The organism is Pseudomonas sp. IPO3747, assembly GCF_013385245.1.
Classification (GTDB): domain Bacteria; phylum Pseudomonadota; class Gammaproteobacteria; order Pseudomonadales; family Pseudomonadaceae; genus Aquipseudomonas; species Aquipseudomonas edaphica.
In genome coordinates, this window is record NZ_JACAQL010000011.1 from 79598 (window position 1) to 95111 (window position 15514).

Consider the following 15514-nt stretch of genomic DNA (forward strand, 5'->3'; position numbering starts at 1 on the left):
GACATGAGTATTTTGCAGGCCCACCAACTCGATATCGGCTACGGCGCCACGCGTATCGTGCAGGGCCTTTCGTTCGCACCGCCGACAGGTCGCGTCACCGCGCTGATCGGCCCCAACGGCTGCGGCAAGTCCACCTTGCTCAAGGCGTTTGCGCGCATCCTCAAGCCGACCCAGGGCGAGTTGACCCTGGATGGCCACGCCTACGCCAGCTTGTCCGCTCGGCAACTGGCGCGGCAGATCGCATTTTTACCGCAGGTATTGCCGGTGCCGGAAGGTGTCAGCGTGCGCCAGTTGGTCGCCTACGGCCGCAGCCCGCATAACTCGTTGTGGGGGCGCCTGAGCGGCAACGATCAAGCCCAGGTGACCCAGGCCATGCAGCGCCTGGAGCTGGACAGCCTGGGCGACCGCGCGTTGGCGGATTTGTCCGGCGGCCAGCGCCAGCGCGCCTGGCTGGCCATGGTGCTGGCACAGAATGCGCCAGTGGTGTTGCTCGACGAACCCACCACTTACCTCGACATCAGCCATCAGGTGGAACTGCTCGACCTGATGGGCGAACTGGCCGCCGAGGGCAAAACCGTTATCACCGTACTGCACGACATCAACCAGGCCTGCCGCTACGCCGATCACCTGGCGGTGATGCACGCCGGCAAGCTGGTGGCTGACGGCCCGCCCGCCCAAGTGATCAGTGCTGAGCTGATGCGCCAGGTGTTCGACGTGCAGGTGCAGATCCTGCAGGAGCCGGTTGCCGGCACGCCAATGTGCCTGGTGGAAAAAAGCACCCGCACCCACGCCTGACCCTGTTCGCTCTCACGCACTAATGCTCGTTCCCACGCTCCGCGTGGGAATGCAGCCCGTGACGCTCCGCGTCACAAGGTTGCCGGTTGCAGGGCGGGACGCGGAGCGTCCCATGAGGCATTCCCACGCGGAGCGTGGGAACGATCAGTAAAAAACATTATTTATATGAATAAAGTTATTCGCTAATAATGAAAGTAGAGAATATTAGCTTATGCCCAAATAGCATTATATTTTTAAAATCCATTCCGTTATGTTTGATCGCAACAGCCTACCCCTGACCTCGGATGGTACCCAGCGTGATTCAGATTCTGCGCGCCATAACCGGGTAAAGACCCCGCGGCAGAATCGTTGGAAGGGAGTTCAACGTATGTTGCCGATTCAAAACCCTCGCTCGCTCCACACCTAGTTCCCATCGCAGCTGCACCCTGAAAAACGAGCACCGCGCCCGCCCGCGCGAGTGCCCGACTTCGCGATTCGGAACGTCTGGAGTGGCCATGAAGCAAGTTTTACCCCCCACCGCCGCACTCACGCTGGTCCTGTTGGCCGGCACTGCATCCGCCCAGGACGACAGCACCCTGTCCACCGTGGTGGTCACCGGCAACCGTGGCGCCGAGCAGCGCACCGTCACCAGCAGCCCGGTGCCGATCGATGTGGTCAGCGCCAAGCAACTGCAAAGCACCGGTAAGCCTGGCTTGATGGAAGCCTTGAGCGCGGTGATCCCGTCGCTGACCCTGCCGGAAAAAACCGGCTGGGACGCCAGCGGCATTGCCCGTGCGCCCAACCTGCGGGGCTTGAGCGCCGCCGAAGTGCTGGTGCTGGTCAACGGCAAACGTCGCCACACCAGCGCCACGCTGAACATCAATGGCATCAACACCGGTGCGGCGCCGGCTGACCTGGATTTGATCCCCATCAGTGCCATCGACCATGTGGAAGTGCTGCGCGACGGCGCCGCCGCCCAGTACGGCTCGGATGCCATCGCCGGGGTCATCAATGTGATCCTCAAGGCTGATACCAGCGGCACCGCCGTCACCAACGTCGGTCAGGGCTACGACGGTAAGAAGCAAACCGTGCAACAAAGCCTCAACAAGGGTTTTGAAATCGGCAACGGCGGCGTCGTGCAATTGGCCCTGGATGCCCGCAGCCAGAATGACGACAACAAAGCCAGCGCCAACGGCTACACCTATGAGCAAGCCTACAACCAGGCCGGCAGATCGACCTACGGCGGTTACGGCACGCCCAAGACCAACCTGCTGACCCTGGGCTACAACGCCGAGCTGCCGATTGATGACAGCCTCAGCCTGTATTCCTTCACCACCTACTCGCGGCGCAAGGCCGAGCAGGGGCAGAACTACCGCCTGCCGACCATCACCAATACCATCACCACCGGGCCGAATGGCTACCCGGCCGGGTACACGCCGACCTGGTACATCGACGAGGACGATTTCCAGGCCGCGTTCGGCGGCAAAGGCACCGTTGGCGCGTGGGACTGGGATTTGTCCACCACCTACGGGCGCAACGAGGCGGAACAGGGCACCACCCACAACCAGAACCCGTCGCTGGGCGAGTACACGCCCAACAGCTTCACTTCTGGCACCTGGATTTCCACCGAGCTGACCACCAACCTCGACTTCAAGCGTGGCTTTGATGTCGGCCTGCAAAAACCGTTGGACCTGTCCTACGGCTTCGAACATCGGCGCGACACCTATGAGGTGCAGGCGGGTGACTACGCGTCTTATGCCAATGGCGGCTACTGCGTGGCGCCCGGCAACTGCGCGTCATCCGGGGCGCAGGTCACCAACGGTATTTCGCCGGATGAAGAAAGCAGCGCCTCGCGCAACAGTCTCGCCAGTTATGTCGATGTGGGCTTCAACCCGCTGCCGGACTGGTACATCGGCACGGCCTTTCGCTACGAGCATTACAACGAAGGCGTCGGCGCCACCCGCAGCGGCAAGCTGACCACACGCTACGATTTCACCCCGCAATTTGCCGTGCGCGCCACCGTCAGCAATGGCTTCCGCGCGCCGTCCCTGGCCAACAGCCTGTTCAGCGCGCGCTCCACCACTTATGGCGTGGTCGACGGTGTGTATCAGTCGATCAACTACGGGGTATTGCCGGTGGGTTCGGCGGCGGCCAAGGCCCTCGGCGCCCAAGAGTTGAAGCCCGAGCGCTCGACCAACTTCAGCCTGGGTTTCACCCTTACGCCCACCGACCGCCTGAACTTCACCGCCGACGCCTACGTGATCAACCTGCGCGACCGCATCACCCTGACCGGCACCTTGCTCGGCCCCGAAGTCACCCAGGTACTGCAAAGCAACGGCATCAACTCCACCTCCGGCGGCCAGTACTTTATCAACGGCGCCGACACCCGCACCAAGGGCGTGGATCTGGTCAGCAACTACAACCAGGACCTCGGCCAGTTCGGCGCCTTGAAGTGGACCGCCGCGTTCAACTGGAACCAGACCAAGATCCTCAACTACAAGGCGTCCACCGATATCCTCGGCACGCCCTATGACCTGATGGACCGCCAGGCCCGTGGCCTGATCACCGATGTGCAGCCCAAGACCAAGCTCATCCTCGGCGGCGACTGGAGCATCGACCGCTTCAACCTCAACCTGGCCCTGACCCGCTACGGCGCCTACAAAGAGGTCAATTCCTCGGCCAATCGCGACCTGGACCGGGTTTACAACGCCCGCTGGATCACCGACCTCGACCTTGGCTACAACCTCACCAAAGCCCTCAACATCGCCGTCGGCGCCAAGAACCTGTTCGACCTTTACCCCAAGAAACAAGGCGTGCCGAGCAGCACCATGCTCGCCAGCTACGGCACTTATTCGCCCTACGGTTTTACCGGCGGGTACTACTACACCCGGCTGACTTACGCCTTCTAAGGCCGCAACCCGCGAGGAATAGAACATGCCCATTGTCGCCAAATCCTATGACCTGATCGAAGACGTCAGCCCGGTTCGCCAGCGCCGCGTTGCAACGCCCATCAAGGCCCTGCAAGTGGTTCCCGCCCGCCACCCGTGGCGCTGGGCCGGGTCTATCTTCGCTGCGCTGGTGCTGCTCGCTATCGTGCATTCACTGGCCACCAACCCGCGTTGGGAGTGGGGCGTGTTCGGCCAGTGGTTCTTTTCTGCCTCGGTGCTGCGCGGCCTCGGCCAGACGCTGCTGCTGACGCTGCTCAGTACCGTGTTCAGCATCCTCTTCGGCACTGCATTGGCGCTGGCACGGCTGTCGGGCTCGCCATTGCTGGCGGCGTTGGCCTGGGGCTATATCTGGTTTTTCCGCTCGATGCCGGCGCTGCTGGTGCTGATCATCCTCTACAACTTTGCCTACCTGTATGACCACATCGTGCTCGGCGTGCCGTTCACCCGCGTGGTGTTCGCCGAGTGGTCGACCGTGGATGTGCTCAGCCAATTCACCGTGGCGGTGTTGGGCCTGAGCTTGATGCAGGCAGCCTATGCGGCGGAGATCATTCGTGGCGGTTTGATTGGCGTGGATGCCGGCCAGCATGAAGCGGCGGCGGCCCTCGGTTTGCCGGCTTCGCGACGGATTTTTCGCATCATCCTGCCCCAGGCGCTGCGCTCGATTTTGCCGTCGGGTTTCAACGAAATCATCGGCCTGGTCAAGGGCACGTCCATCGTCTACGTGCTGGCCTTGCCGGAGCTGTTCTACACCGTGCAGGTCATCTACAACCGCACCCAGGCGGTGATCCCGCTGCTGGTGGTGGCGACCGTGTGGTACCTGATCATCACCACGGTGCTGACCAGCGCCCAGTACTACGTCGAGCGCCACTTTGCGCGTGGTACGGCGCGGGTACTGCCGCCCACACCGCTGCAACGCCTGCGCGGCTGGCTCAAGGAGAAAACCCATGGCTGAAGCACGCGCCGGGCGCATTCAGATCCAGGGCGTGGGCAAGCGCTTTGGCAACCAGCAGGTGTTGAAAGACATCGACCTGACCATCGACCCAGGCAAGGTCACGGTGATTCTCGGGCCGTCCGGCTCGGGCAAATCCACCTTGCTGCGCACCATCAACCACCTGGAAAAAATCGACAGCGGGCACATCACCATCGACGGTGAATACGTCGGCTATCGGCGCAAGGGTGACCTGCTCTACGAATTGAAAGAACGCGAGATTCTCAAGCGCCGCATCGACGTGGGTTTTGTGTTCCAGAACTTCAACCTGTTCCCGCACCTCACCGCCTGGGAAAACGTCGCCGAGGCACCGCTGGCGCACAAGCGCTGGAGCAAGGCCGGGGCGCAGGCCAAGGCCTGCGAGCTGCTGGCCAAGGTCGGCCTGGCCGACAAAGTCGATGCCTACCCACGGCAGCTCTCCGGCGGCCAGCAACAGCGCGTGGCTATCGCCCGCGCCCTGGCGCTGGATCCCAAAGTGCTGCTGTTCGATGAACCCACCTCAGCCCTCGACCCGGAGCTGGTGGGCGAAGTGCTCGACGTGATCAAAGGCCTGACCCAACTGGGTGTGACCCTGGTGATCGTCACCCACGAAATCGGGTTTGCCCGCGAAGTGGCCGACCACGTGGTGTTCCTGTGTGACGGTCAACTGATCGAAGAAGGCCCGCCCGAACAGATGTTTCGCCAACCCCGACATCCCCGCACCGTGGCCTTTCTGGGCAAGGTGCTTTAGTTCAAGGAGTGACTGCCCATGTTCATCAATACTGCCCGCGTGGCCTTGCTGACGCTTGCCGTCGGTGCTGCGCAAACCGCGTTCGCCGTGCAACAGGTGGATTTCAGCCCCGACCGTGTGCGCATCCATGTGCCGCGCAATGAAGCAGCGATTGCGCAGATCCCGCCGGGTTTCAAGTTCGCCCAGCCTGGCAAATTCACCGTGGCGGTGTCCGGCGTTGCCGGGCCGCCGCTGGCGCTGTTGGCCAATGACGACAAGACCACCATTGGCAGCGAAGCCGACACCGCGCAGTTGGTGGCCGACAGCCTCGGCCTGCAACTCAATGTGGTGCAGACCAGTTGGGAGGATTGGCCGCTGGGCGTCAGCTCCGGCAAGTACGACGCGGTGATCAGCAACGTCACCGTGACCGAGGCGCGCAAGAAGCGTTTTGACTTCGCCACCTATCGCCAGGATGTGCTCGGCTTTTACGTCAAGAGCACCAACAAAATCACCGAGATCAAACAGGCCGCCGACATTGCCGGGCTGAAGATTATCGTCGGCTCCGGCACCAACCAGGAAAAGGTCTTGCTGGCCTGGAACGAGGCCAATGAAAAGGCCGGTATCGAGCCTGCGCTCCTGCAATACATCGACGACCAGGCCGCCGCGCAACTGGCGGTGCAATCGGGTCGCAGCGATGCGCTGTTCGGGCCTAACTCGGTGTATGCCTATTCGGCGGCGGTCACCGGTGGCATCAAGCGGGTGGGCACGGTGAACGGCGGCTGGCCGTTGAAGGCAGATATTGCCGTGACCACACGCAAGGACAACGGCCTGGTCCAACCGATTCACACCGCCCTGGAAGGCGCGATCGCCGGCGGCCAATACGAACAGGTGCTGCAACGCTGGGGTCTGGACATCGAGCGTGTCGACACGTCGCTGATCAACCCACCGGGCCTGCCGGACTAGGAGCATCGACATGGGACTGACACGCCGTGAAGCGCTGTCGAGCATCGCTGCTGTAGGCGGCGAAAAGGCCGTCAAGGATGCATTGGCGGTATTGGGTTTGGGGCCGTCGTCACATCGCCGCCCGCAACCGCTGAAACTCAACGCGGGCCTGGGGCAGGGCACTCGTGTGCTGGTGCTGGGCGCCGGGATTGCCGGGTTGGTGACGGCCCTGGAACTCAGCCGCGCCGGGTTCAGCGTGCAAATACTGGAGGCCCGCAACCGCGTGGGCGGGCGCACCTGGACCCTGCGCAATGGCGACCGCGTGGACTACAAGGACGGCCGCACGCAAACCGTAGCGTTTGATAACGGCCTGTATTTCAACGCCGGTCCCGCCAGGATTCCGAGCCAGCACCGCACGCTTCTCGACTATTGCAGCGAGCTGGGTGTGCCGTTGGAAGTACTGGTCAACAGCAGCCACGGCGCCCAGGTGCGGCCCGACCTGCAACAGCCGGCGTTCACCGTCGGCCAGGCGATCAATGACACGCGCGGGCATTTGTCCGGCTTGCTGGCCAAAGCCGTGCAGCGCGATGCCCTCGATGATGTGTTGAGCAGTGAAGAGCGCACGCGCTTGCTGGCGTTTTTGCAGGTGTATGGCGATCTGTCGCAGGAACTGGCCTTTGAAGGCAGCTTGCGCTCCGGTCACCTGGAGTCGCCTGCCCACCCCGGCGCGCTGCCCGCCAGCCGTAGCCCGCTGGCGCTGGACCGGCTGCTGCATCCGGAGTTGTGGGGGGCGTTATTGCACACCGAATTCCCGGAATTTTCCGCCACCATGTTCCAACCTGTCGGCGGCATGGACCGCATCACCGACGCCTTCTACCAGCGCGTGCGCGAGCACGTGCAACTCGGCGCCCAGGTGCGGCAGATCCGCCAGCTTGAAGACGGCGTGGCGGTGACCTACCACGACCAGCTCAGCGGCCGCGAACAGGTGGTGCGCGCCGATTACCTGGTCTCGACCTTGCCGTTGCCGCTGTTGGCCAAACTCGACACCGACTTCAGCGACCGGGTCAAAGCCGCCTTGCTCAGCACCCGCAGTGATCAGGCGACCAAAGTGGCGTGGCAATCGCCGCGCTTCTGGGAAACCGACTATCGCACCTACGGCGGCTTGTCGTGGATCGAACACCCGGCGCGCCTGCTGTGGTACCCCAGCAACGACCTCAACACCCGCGACGGTTTGCTGGTGGCCGGTTACGTGACCGGGGAGGGCGCCGACGTATTTGGTGCCAAGCCATTCGACCAGCAGTACGCCACGTCCAAAGAAGCCGTGGAACTGCTGCATCCGGGTTATTCAAAACACCTGCGCCACCCGCTGGCGGTGTCCTGGGAACAGATCCCCTACAGCGAAGGCCCATGGCTGCAACGCGAACACTTCCCGGCCGACGCCAGTGCCTTGCTGGAACAGGCCCACGGCCGCGTGTACTTCGCCGGCGACGGCCTGGTGCAAAGCGGTGTGGGCATCTGGCAGGAGTCGGCAGCCAACTCGGCACGGCATGTGGTCGCGCAGCTGGCCGAGCGCGTTACCCAACAACAACAGATTGCGGCACTCGCCGCCTCCTGAGGAGCATCACCATGAGCGACAGCATTCAACGCACCAGCGTCGGCGATTTTCCCATCTCGCAAACCGTCACCGTACCGGCCTCGGCCAGCCTGATTTTCGTCAGCGGCACCTTGCCCGACCTGGCCGACCCTAACGTGCCCGGGGTTTACGGCAACACCGAAGTGCAGACGGTGTCGGTGTTCAACAAGCTGCGCAAGATCCTCCAGCAGCAAGACCTGGACCTGGGCGATATCGTGCAATTGCGCGTGTTTCTGGTGGGGGCCGAAGAGACCGACGGCAAGCTCGACTTTGCCGGGTTGCAGCGTGGTTACACGCAGTTCTTCGCCACGCCAGAGCAGCCGAACAAGCCTGCGCGCACGGCGTTGCAGGTGGTGGCATTGCCGTTGCCAGGGGCGCTGGTGGAAGTGGAGGCGATTGCGGCCAGAACGGCCTGACTCTATTGAATGCGCTGTTGTGGATAGCTTGCTTGCTGTGGCTTGTTGTGGCGAGCAGGCTTGCCCTGCGTTGGGGCGCGCAGCGGCGCCTGAAACCAGGCGCTGAGTTCCTTCAGGAGAATCCCGGTGCCTTTACTGGGGCTGCTGCGCAGCCCAACGCAGGGCAAGCCTGCTCGCCACAACAAGCCTGTTTGCCACAATAAGCCTCTAGCCACAACAAGCTGCTCACCACCATTGGTGGCAGGCCCGTGAACAGATCATCGGATTGTCAGTAACCGCATGTCACCTTTTTGTCGCTTGCAGTCTCTACTTTGTCTTGAGCGTTTTTATCTCAAGCACCCCAGGGATTGATTAGTGCCATGCCAACTCTCACCCGCCGCACCCTGCTGAAGGCCGCCGCCATCGGCTCCGCCTACACCCTGCTACCCGACTCCATCCGCCAGGCGCTGGCGATCCCCGCCAACAACCGCACCGGCACGATCATGGATGTGGAACACGTAGTCATCCTGATGCAGGAAAACCGCGCGTTCGACCACTACTTCGGGACCTTGCCCGGCGTACGTGGTTTCAGCGACCGCTTCACCATTCCGCTGCCGGGCGGCCGCAAAGTCTGGGAGCAACAGGGCAAGGGGCGGCGCGTATTGCCTTATCATTTGGACAGTTCACGCGGCAATGCCCAGCGTGTCGACGGCACGCCACATTCCTGGGTTGACGAACACGCCGCCTGGGGCAGCGGCCGCATGAATGCCTGGCCAACCTACAAGACCAACACGTCAATGGGCTATTACCGCGAGCAGGAATTGCCGTTCCAGTTTGCGTTGGCCAACACCTTTACCCTGTGCGATGCCTACCACTGTTCGGTGCACGCCGGCACCAACCCGAACCGGCTGTTCCATTGGACCGGCACCAACGGCCCGACCGGCGCCAATGTGGCTGCGGTGGTCAATGAATGGGACGGCCCTGGCGCAGTGAGCGTGGGTTACACCTGGAAAACCTACCCTGAGCGCCTGGAAGAGGCGGGCGTGAGTTGGAAGGTCTACCAGTTCTTGCCGGATAACTTTGGCGACAACCCGCTGGCTGGTTTTCGCCAGTACCGCGCCGCCAGTGTTGCGGCCGGCAACCCGGCGGAGCCACCGAAAGACTTCAAGGCCTTTGTGCCCTACAGCGATCAACTCAACGCCCGTGTGCCGTTGTACAAAGGCAACGGCAACACGCTGCCATCGGCAAACGGCAGTGACCTGGAAGCGATCATCCAGGGCTTTCGCGATGACATAAAAAACGGCCGCTTGCCTCAGGTGAGCTGGCTGGTCGCCCCGGCCAATTACTCCGAACATCCTGGGCCTTCCAGCCCGGTGCAGGGTGGCTGGTTCACCCAGGAGATTCTCAAGTCGCTGACTGAAAACCCGCAGGTGTGGAGCAAGACTGTATTGCTGGTCAACTACGATGAAAACGACGGTTTCTTCGACCACGTCCCTTCACCGTCAGCCCCGTCCAAGCGTGCCGATGGCAGCTTTGCCGGCAAATCCACGGTCAAGTTCGACAGCGAAATCTTCACGCACCCGGCGCCGCCCGGCACCACGCAACAGCCTGCGCCTGACGGTGGTGTTTACGGCCCTGGCCCACGGGTGCCGATGCTGGTGCTGTCGCCCTGGAGCCGCGGCGGTTGGGTCAACTCCCAGGCGTTCGATCACACCTCGGTGCTGCAATTTCTGGAGAAGCGCTTCCAGGTGCGCGAGCCCAATATCAGCGCCTGGCGCCGCGCCGTATGCGGCGACCTCACCTCGGCGTTCAACTTCGTCAACCCCAACACCGAGTTGTTGCCGCCACTGCATGAAACCACCCGCCGGGCGGCGGATTTGCTGCGCCAGCGCCAGGAACAACTGGCCCAGGTTGTGGTACCTGCTGAAGGTCGGCAACAGGCGCCGCATCAGGCACGCATGGCTCGGCCATCCCGTGCGTTGCCATACCAGTTGAACGTCGAAGGTGACGTTGATCGTCGCGCCGGTGAGCTGACGTTGAACTTCTTCAACCATGGCGAACAGGGCGCGGTCTTCCACGTCTACGATCGACTGCACCTGGAAGACATCCCACGGCGCTACACCGTTGGCGCCGAACAGCACCTCAGTGATACCTGGCCAGTGGCTGGCGGCTATGACCTGTGGCTATTGGGGCCGAACGGCTTTCACCGGTCATTCAAGGGTGATCTGCAACGCCGCGAACCGCAACTGTCAGTGGCTTACCAGGGGGACAGCGTGCAACTGACAGTGATCAACCCCAGCAAGCATCCAGCCTCGGTGACGATCAAGCGCTGCCCTTACACCCATCAAGGCCCATGGCTGCTGGAGATTGCTGGCCACAGCTCGCAGCAACGCACATTCTCCCGTCAGCCGAGCGGTGGCTGGTATGACTTCACCGTGCGTAATGAGCATGGCTGGGTGCGCCGGGTGGCGGGGCGGGTTGAGACGGGGGCGCATAGCATCAGTGACCCGTTGATGGGTAAGCCGGTGTAGCAAACCCTGAGGCGGCGGATAGCGTTGAACCGATCCGCTGCCTTTGGCCGGGAGTTAGTATTTTGAGAAATATCCTACGTTCATAAAGGATTAAACATCCGCGCTTTTTCCGGGCAGTTTTAGACAATCGTTGGGTCCACCACCCACGAGCCCACGCCAATGACGAGCCAGCCTTTACGCGTCCTGATCCTTGAGGAGCACGCCTTTCAGCGCGCCGTCGTCGTGAGCCAGTTCAAACGGTTGGGGCATGCGGTGATCGAGGCGACGCATGCCATTGAAGCCTTGGCCCTCCTGGAAAGCGTTCACGGGGTGGATGTCGTACTGTGCGACTTGTCCATGTCCGGCATGGATGGGCTGGAGTTTTTGCAACATGCCGCGCAACGAGGGTGGCTGCATGGCGTGATTGTCAGCGGCCATCAGCCGACCGGGATCAGCCAAGCCCTGCAACAGTTCACCAGCCTGCTCGGCGTGTGTTTGCTTGGCCATGTCGAAAAGCTGGCGACCCTCAATCAGCTCGAAGAGGTATTGCATCGTCATCAGCCTGTTGGGGGGATCGTGCCTGCGGTTTCACCTGCGTTGCCATTGTTTACTCAGGCGCAAGTATGCGACGCATTAGCTGCCGGCCAGCTGCACGCGTACTACCAGCCCAAATTCAGCCTGTGGACCAACGAGATGATCGGCGTGGAAGTGTTGAGCCGCTGGCAGCACCCGCTTTACGGTTTGTTACCGGCAATGGCCTTCATGCCGGTGCTGGAGCGTTGCGGGCTGCTCGACCCATTGCTGTTTGCACAGATGCACCAGGCCTTGACCCTGCAACAACACGTCAGGGCAAGAGGCATGACCTTGAACCTGGCGTTCAATCTGCACGCTCAGCAGCTGGCTCAGGGCGGGTTGAGTTTGAAGATCAAAGACGTCATGGCGCCGTTCAAGGCACCGCGCTCCAGCGTGACTTTCGAGCTGACCGAAAGCGGCATGCTGGAAGCCTCGGCGAGCAGCCTGGCGTGCCTGATGCGTTTGCGCATGCTCGGTTGCAACCTGTCCCTGGATGACTTCGGCGCCGGGTTTTCATCCTTGCAACGGCTGTGTCAGCTGCCGTTCAACGAGATCAAGCTGGATGCCGAGTTTGTGCGCGGCATGACCGCCGACCCACGCTGCTGCGCGGTGATCCACAGCACCCTGGCGCTGGGCGATAGCCTGGGCATGAGCGTGGTGGTGGAAGGTATCGAAACCCAGGAGCAGCAGCGGCAATTGCTGGCGATGGGCTGCAGGGTGGGCCAGGGGTATGTGTATGCGCCGGCGATGAGTGGCGAGCAGTTGTTGTGGCGGTTGCAGAACGTGGCTTGATGGGCGTTGAGCGAATACAGGTGGCAGGGCGCTCACCACCATTTCCAGCGGCCCTGTTTTTTCAGGGTGGCGATGATGTCTTCGCGCTTGAGGCGGATTTCGACCATCTTGTGGCGCAGTTCGCGGCAGCGGTTGCTGTTGAGGATCAGCAGGCCGGTCAGTGGGCTAAGCAGTGACATAGCGTAGAGAAAAAGCGGCGGGCGGTACGCAATTGCGGGTAGGGATATCAGCAAGCAAATTAAGTAAATACCGACACTGATCCATACCGCGCGGATATGCCCATAGTTGACCTGAGCCTTGGAAAAAAACAGGACAAGGCCTGCTGCGATGCTGCCGAGAAAACAGATCTTAATTGCAAGGTCTTCCGGAAGTCTGGAGAGAAAGGTCAGCAACAGTAAGACGGCAGTCATTGCAATCGTGGAGCAGCCGGTAATTAGATCGGCGCCAATCACTAGCGCGTAGCGTCTCCTGAACGTTTGTGGGTTCTCAAAATAGAAGTATGCGTAAGCGCGATCCTCAGAGGTCAGGGCTTTGCGATCTTCATATATTTCATCCTTTTCGGATCCGCTAAGACCTTTTTTTGGTACATGCTTGCTCACTGGCTGACTTCCTCGTAGATACCAATAGCCCACGTCTTGATATTTCCTGGCATCGAGCTGCTCGCGAAACCCAGGGTTGCAGCCAAGGTGTCTTTTATGTGATTGGCGGTAGCAAGTTGCATTTCTGTGGCACTGATTCGTTTTGGTAATACGCCGGTGGCTTGTTTCACCTTGAGGATTTTTAGGGTTAATCGAGGATCACGAAGCCTGAGCAATTCATCATTCAGTCTCGCTCGTTCTTGCCGGTTCAGACCTTTGAGTACTTGTTTGAGAGGTTTGCCAGTGACTCTTGTTGCTGTGTTTATTGTTTTGATTGTGGTCAAGGCAGAAGTGGCGACGCCAAGTAATGCAATGGCATCCAGCGTCGTAACAACGGCCTGATACCAGGTTTCGTTATCCAGAAGATCAAGGTATTGGGGCGCAAACGCTTCTACACTGGTTCGACCTAACCCGATGGCGCATTGGGTCATACTGGCAGCCAGAGCAGCCTTGCCGATAAACGTAATTACCGCGCTCGTCCCCGCCGTAAAGGGCATCAACATCACGCCACTGGTAATGACTACCCAACTCAGAATCGCCCCCGTACAGGTCACCGCCGTGCCAAGCGCTTCAGCCACCCATTCCGACTCTCGCGGCTCATGCTCCAACATCCGCTTGAACTCCACCGGCCCCACATGTTTCGGAGCCTCACGCAGCACGACCTTGATCGGCCGCACACTGCAAATCGCCTGAAACTCGCGCAGTACCACCACGTTAAACATGCCATCGATATACACCACGCCCGCGCCAATCAGTGCCGGGTCGCTATCGATGGTGAAGAACAACTTGCGCAGATCAATACTGCTTTCAATCCGCTGACGTGTGGTGCGGTGCGCCGAAGGGAGTCCATCTCTGAGCAGGGAAGCCGTCATCCTTAACTCCTGTTTTTGCGGGAGTCGAGAGCCTAAAGATGAGGAGGTGGCGCTGAATGTCGGAAGGTTCGCCATTTAACGTCGGGTGCATCTCTAACTGCCCTCTGCGTCTTGCGCGCACCGCTGCGGCTGAGGAAAAGTGCGCCCCACGTCACTACCGACGCATACCAAGGCAAGGAGCAAACATGGCAGTCGATATGTTTTTGAAGCTGGGTGATATCAAGGGTGAATCAAGGGACCAGGCCCATCGCGACGAGATTGACATCACCCAATGGGCGTGGGGCATGTCGCAGTCGGGTTCGATGCACAGCGGTACGGGCGGCGGTGCGGGCAAGGTCAATATCGCCAACCTGAACCTGACCAAACCGCTGGATAAATCCAGCCCCAACCTGATGATGGCCTGCGCCAGCGGCAAGCATTACCCCGAGGCCAGGTTGGTGGTACGCAAGGCCGGCGGTGCGAGCCCGGTGGAGTATCTGGTGATTACCCTGAAGGAAGTCATGGTGGTGTCCTACAGCACGAATGCTGAAAGCAACACCGACGTCGTGCATGACAGCGTCGCTCTCAATTTCGCCAGCGTCGACGTCAGCTACCAGCCGCAGAAGGCCGACGGTACCAAGGACGGCGGGCCAGTGAAGTTTGGCTGGAACATTCGGCAGAACATCAAAGCCTGAGCACCAGCCAGCCTCTTATTGTTCCAACTGCAATGCCTGCTGTTTGAGCTTGCGTTTTTGTTCAAACGGCAACTTCTCATCATCCCCATACGGCGCGCTGTACCAGTTGCCGTAACTCGGGTTCGGCAGCAGGAACCAGCGCTGCCCCAGCCAGCTCACATAGGGTTCCACCGCTTTACGTTGGGCGGCAAGGGTGTTGTGTTCGGCCTGCACGAAATCACCCAGCGAGTCCCCGGCCATCAGCAATACGCGGGCATGGCTGGCGACCCACTGACGGCGACATGTCTTGCCGTAGCCGGCGCTTTCGCAATGGCCGATTGGCGTGCTGGCGGCCAGGACCTGCGTGTCACTGGTCACCGGAAAACCACGCAGGCGCAGGTTGGCGACAGTGGCCGCGACCTGGCTGTGTTCGCGGTTGGTGAGGTAGTAAACCTTGATGCCTTTTTGCTCGGCGGCGTGCAGGAAAGCCACTGCGCCCGGCAATGCCTGGGCCTTGGCCTGGTCGACCCAGGTGTTCCAGCGATCGTAGGAATAGATTTGATTATTGATGATATCGCGCGCGTTCAGCGGCACGTTATCCAGCAGGGTTTCGTCGATATCAACCACCACCGCTGGAGGTAAACCGTTCAGATTGCGGGGTGGAAAGGGCAGGGCATCCCAGGTCGGGTCGGCCAGGGCCACGTCGAGTTGGCGGGTGGCGTTGGCGAACAGCTGGCGGTAGATCAACTCGTGTTCGATGGAGGTCTGGGTCCAGAGCACGGCGTCGAGTTGGTCGTTGGCCGGCGGGGTCTGCTGGCAGCCGGTCAGGGCGGTGGTCAGCAGGCAGACACTGGCGAAAATCAGGTGGCGCATGGGATGCCTCGGCGGTGGACGCGTGTGGGCAGCACCTTAGCCTAATCAGGCTATACATCAATCCCGAATGTTTTTTTGGGGGGGTAGGTGTACATATCCGTTGCTGCGGTAACGGCGGCCTATGGTTCCGCCCTTACGGCGGCTCACTTTTGCAAGGACCGGAATGCCGGCCCAGTCAAAAGTAAGCAAAAGGTCCTCGCCCCAACACTCGGTG

General features: G+C 61.0%; 13 protein-coding genes. 10 read left to right on the top strand and 3 right to left on the bottom strand.

What is annotated here, in order from left to right:
- Positions 1-3 precede the first annotated feature (3 nt).
- The 9 genes from fecE to HX790_RS18045 all read left to right on the top strand — a co-directional run bounded on the left by fecE (position 4) and on the right by HX790_RS18045 (position 12264).
- The gene (gene fecE / locus HX790_RS18005; RefSeq protein ID WP_176991859.1) at positions 4-795 is read left to right on the top strand and encodes a Fe(3+) dicitrate ABC transporter ATP-binding protein FecE; all 792 of its coding nucleotides are present in this window, start codon (positions 4-6) and stop codon (positions 793-795) included.
- Between the two features lie 494 nt (positions 796-1289).
- The gene (locus HX790_RS18010) at positions 1290-3683 is read left to right on the top strand and encodes a TonB-dependent siderophore receptor (protein WP_176991860.1); all 2394 of its coding nucleotides are present in this window, start codon (positions 1290-1292) and stop codon (positions 3681-3683) included.
- Positions 3684-3708: 25 nt separating this feature from the next.
- Positions 3709-4674, top strand: coding sequence for an amino acid ABC transporter permease (locus HX790_RS18015; protein WP_017138707.1), 966 nt, complete (start codon positions 3709-3711; stop codon positions 4672-4674).
- The gene (locus HX790_RS18020; protein ID WP_017138708.1) at positions 4667-5440 is read left to right on the top strand and encodes an amino acid ABC transporter ATP-binding protein; all 774 of its coding nucleotides are present in this window, start codon (positions 4667-4669) and stop codon (positions 5438-5440) included. Before HX790_RS18015 ends, HX790_RS18020 begins: the two co-directional genes overlap by 8 nt.
- 18 nt (positions 5441-5458) lie before the next feature.
- Entirely contained in the window at positions 5459-6382 is a 924-nt protein-coding gene (locus HX790_RS18025; RefSeq protein WP_176991861.1) for an ABC transporter substrate-binding protein, read from the top strand.
- 10 nt (positions 6383-6392) lie between these two features.
- Positions 6393-7976, top strand: a complete 1584-nt coding sequence (locus HX790_RS18030) for an FAD-dependent oxidoreductase (protein WP_170040388.1) — start codon at positions 6393-6395, stop codon at positions 7974-7976.
- A gap of 11 nt (positions 7977-7987) precedes the next feature.
- Complete coding sequence (locus HX790_RS18035; RefSeq protein ID WP_017138711.1) at positions 7988-8410, top strand: RidA family protein; 423 nt, start codon at positions 7988-7990, stop codon at positions 8408-8410.
- A 359-nt stretch (positions 8411-8769) separates the two neighbouring features.
- Positions 8770-10920 carry a phosphocholine-specific phospholipase C gene (locus HX790_RS18040; RefSeq protein ID WP_017138713.1) on the top strand — a complete coding sequence of 717 codons (2151 nt, stop codon included), beginning with the start codon at positions 8770-8772 and terminating at the stop codon, positions 10918-10920.
- A 159-nt stretch (positions 10921-11079) separates the two neighbouring features.
- Entirely contained in the window at positions 11080-12264 is a 1185-nt protein-coding gene (locus HX790_RS18045; RefSeq protein WP_017138714.1) for an EAL domain-containing protein, read from the top strand.
- 32 nt (positions 12265-12296) lie between these two features.
- Here the strand turns inward: HX790_RS18045 and HX790_RS18050 are convergent, their stop codons facing one another.
- A complete protein-coding gene (locus HX790_RS18050; protein WP_017138715.1) occupies positions 12297-12863 on the bottom strand; it encodes a hypothetical protein in 567 nt (188 codons plus the stop codon).
- Complete coding sequence (locus HX790_RS18055) at positions 12860-13774, bottom strand: hypothetical protein (protein WP_017138716.1); 915 nt, start codon at positions 13772-13774, stop codon at positions 12860-12862. The genes HX790_RS18050 and HX790_RS18055 overlap by 4 nt, the downstream gene beginning before the upstream one ends.
- Positions 13775-13959: 185 nt before the next feature.
- On the opposite strand from HX790_RS18055, the gene HX790_RS18060 reads away from it, so the two are divergent.
- Complete coding sequence (locus HX790_RS18060; RefSeq protein WP_017138717.1) at positions 13960-14448, top strand: type VI secretion system tube protein Hcp; 489 nt, start codon at positions 13960-13962, stop codon at positions 14446-14448.
- Positions 14449-14463: 15 nt separating this feature from the next.
- On the opposite strand, the gene HX790_RS18065 is transcribed toward HX790_RS18060, so the two are convergent.
- Positions 14464-15300: a 5'-nucleotidase, lipoprotein e(P4) family gene (locus HX790_RS18065; RefSeq protein ID WP_017138718.1), complete on the bottom strand. Its 837-nt coding sequence runs from the start codon at positions 15298-15300 to the stop codon at positions 14464-14466.
- Between the last annotated feature and the right edge of the window lie 214 nt (positions 15301-15514).

Excerpts from the sequence above, each read along its gene's own strand:
- HX790_RS18065 (WP_017138718.1), bottom strand. The coding sequence starts at position 15,300 with ATGCGCCACCTGATTTTCGCCAGTGTCTGCCTGCTGACCACCGCCCTG.
- HX790_RS18015 (WP_017138707.1), top strand. The coding sequence starts at position 3,709 with ATGCCCATTGTCGCCAAATCCTATGACCTGATCGAAGACGTCAGCCCG.
- HX790_RS18010 (WP_176991860.1), top strand. The coding sequence starts at position 1,290 with ATGAAGCAAGTTTTACCCCCCACCGCCGCACTCACGCTGGTCCTGTTG.
- HX790_RS18040 (WP_017138713.1), top strand. The coding sequence starts at position 8,770 with ATGCCAACTCTCACCCGCCGCACCCTGCTGAAGGCCGCCGCCATCGGC.
- HX790_RS18025 (WP_176991861.1), top strand. The coding sequence starts at position 5,459 with ATGTTCATCAATACTGCCCGCGTGGCCTTGCTGACGCTTGCCGTCGGT.
- fecE (WP_176991859.1), top strand. The coding sequence starts at position 4 with ATGAGTATTTTGCAGGCCCACCAACTCGATATCGGCTACGGCGCCACG.
- HX790_RS18045 (WP_017138714.1), top strand. The coding sequence starts at position 11,080 with ATGACGAGCCAGCCTTTACGCGTCCTGATCCTTGAGGAGCACGCCTTT.
- HX790_RS18055 (WP_017138716.1), bottom strand. The coding sequence starts at position 13,774 with ATGACGGCTTCCCTGCTCAGAGATGGACTCCCTTCGGCGCACCGCACC.
- HX790_RS18035 (WP_017138711.1), top strand. The coding sequence starts at position 7,988 with ATGAGCGACAGCATTCAACGCACCAGCGTCGGCGATTTTCCCATCTCG.
- HX790_RS18060 (WP_017138717.1), top strand. The coding sequence starts at position 13,960 with ATGGCAGTCGATATGTTTTTGAAGCTGGGTGATATCAAGGGTGAATCA.
- HX790_RS18020 (WP_017138708.1), top strand. The coding sequence starts at position 4,667 with ATGGCTGAAGCACGCGCCGGGCGCATTCAGATCCAGGGCGTGGGCAAG.
- HX790_RS18030 (WP_170040388.1), top strand. The coding sequence starts at position 6,393 with ATGGGACTGACACGCCGTGAAGCGCTGTCGAGCATCGCTGCTGTAGGC.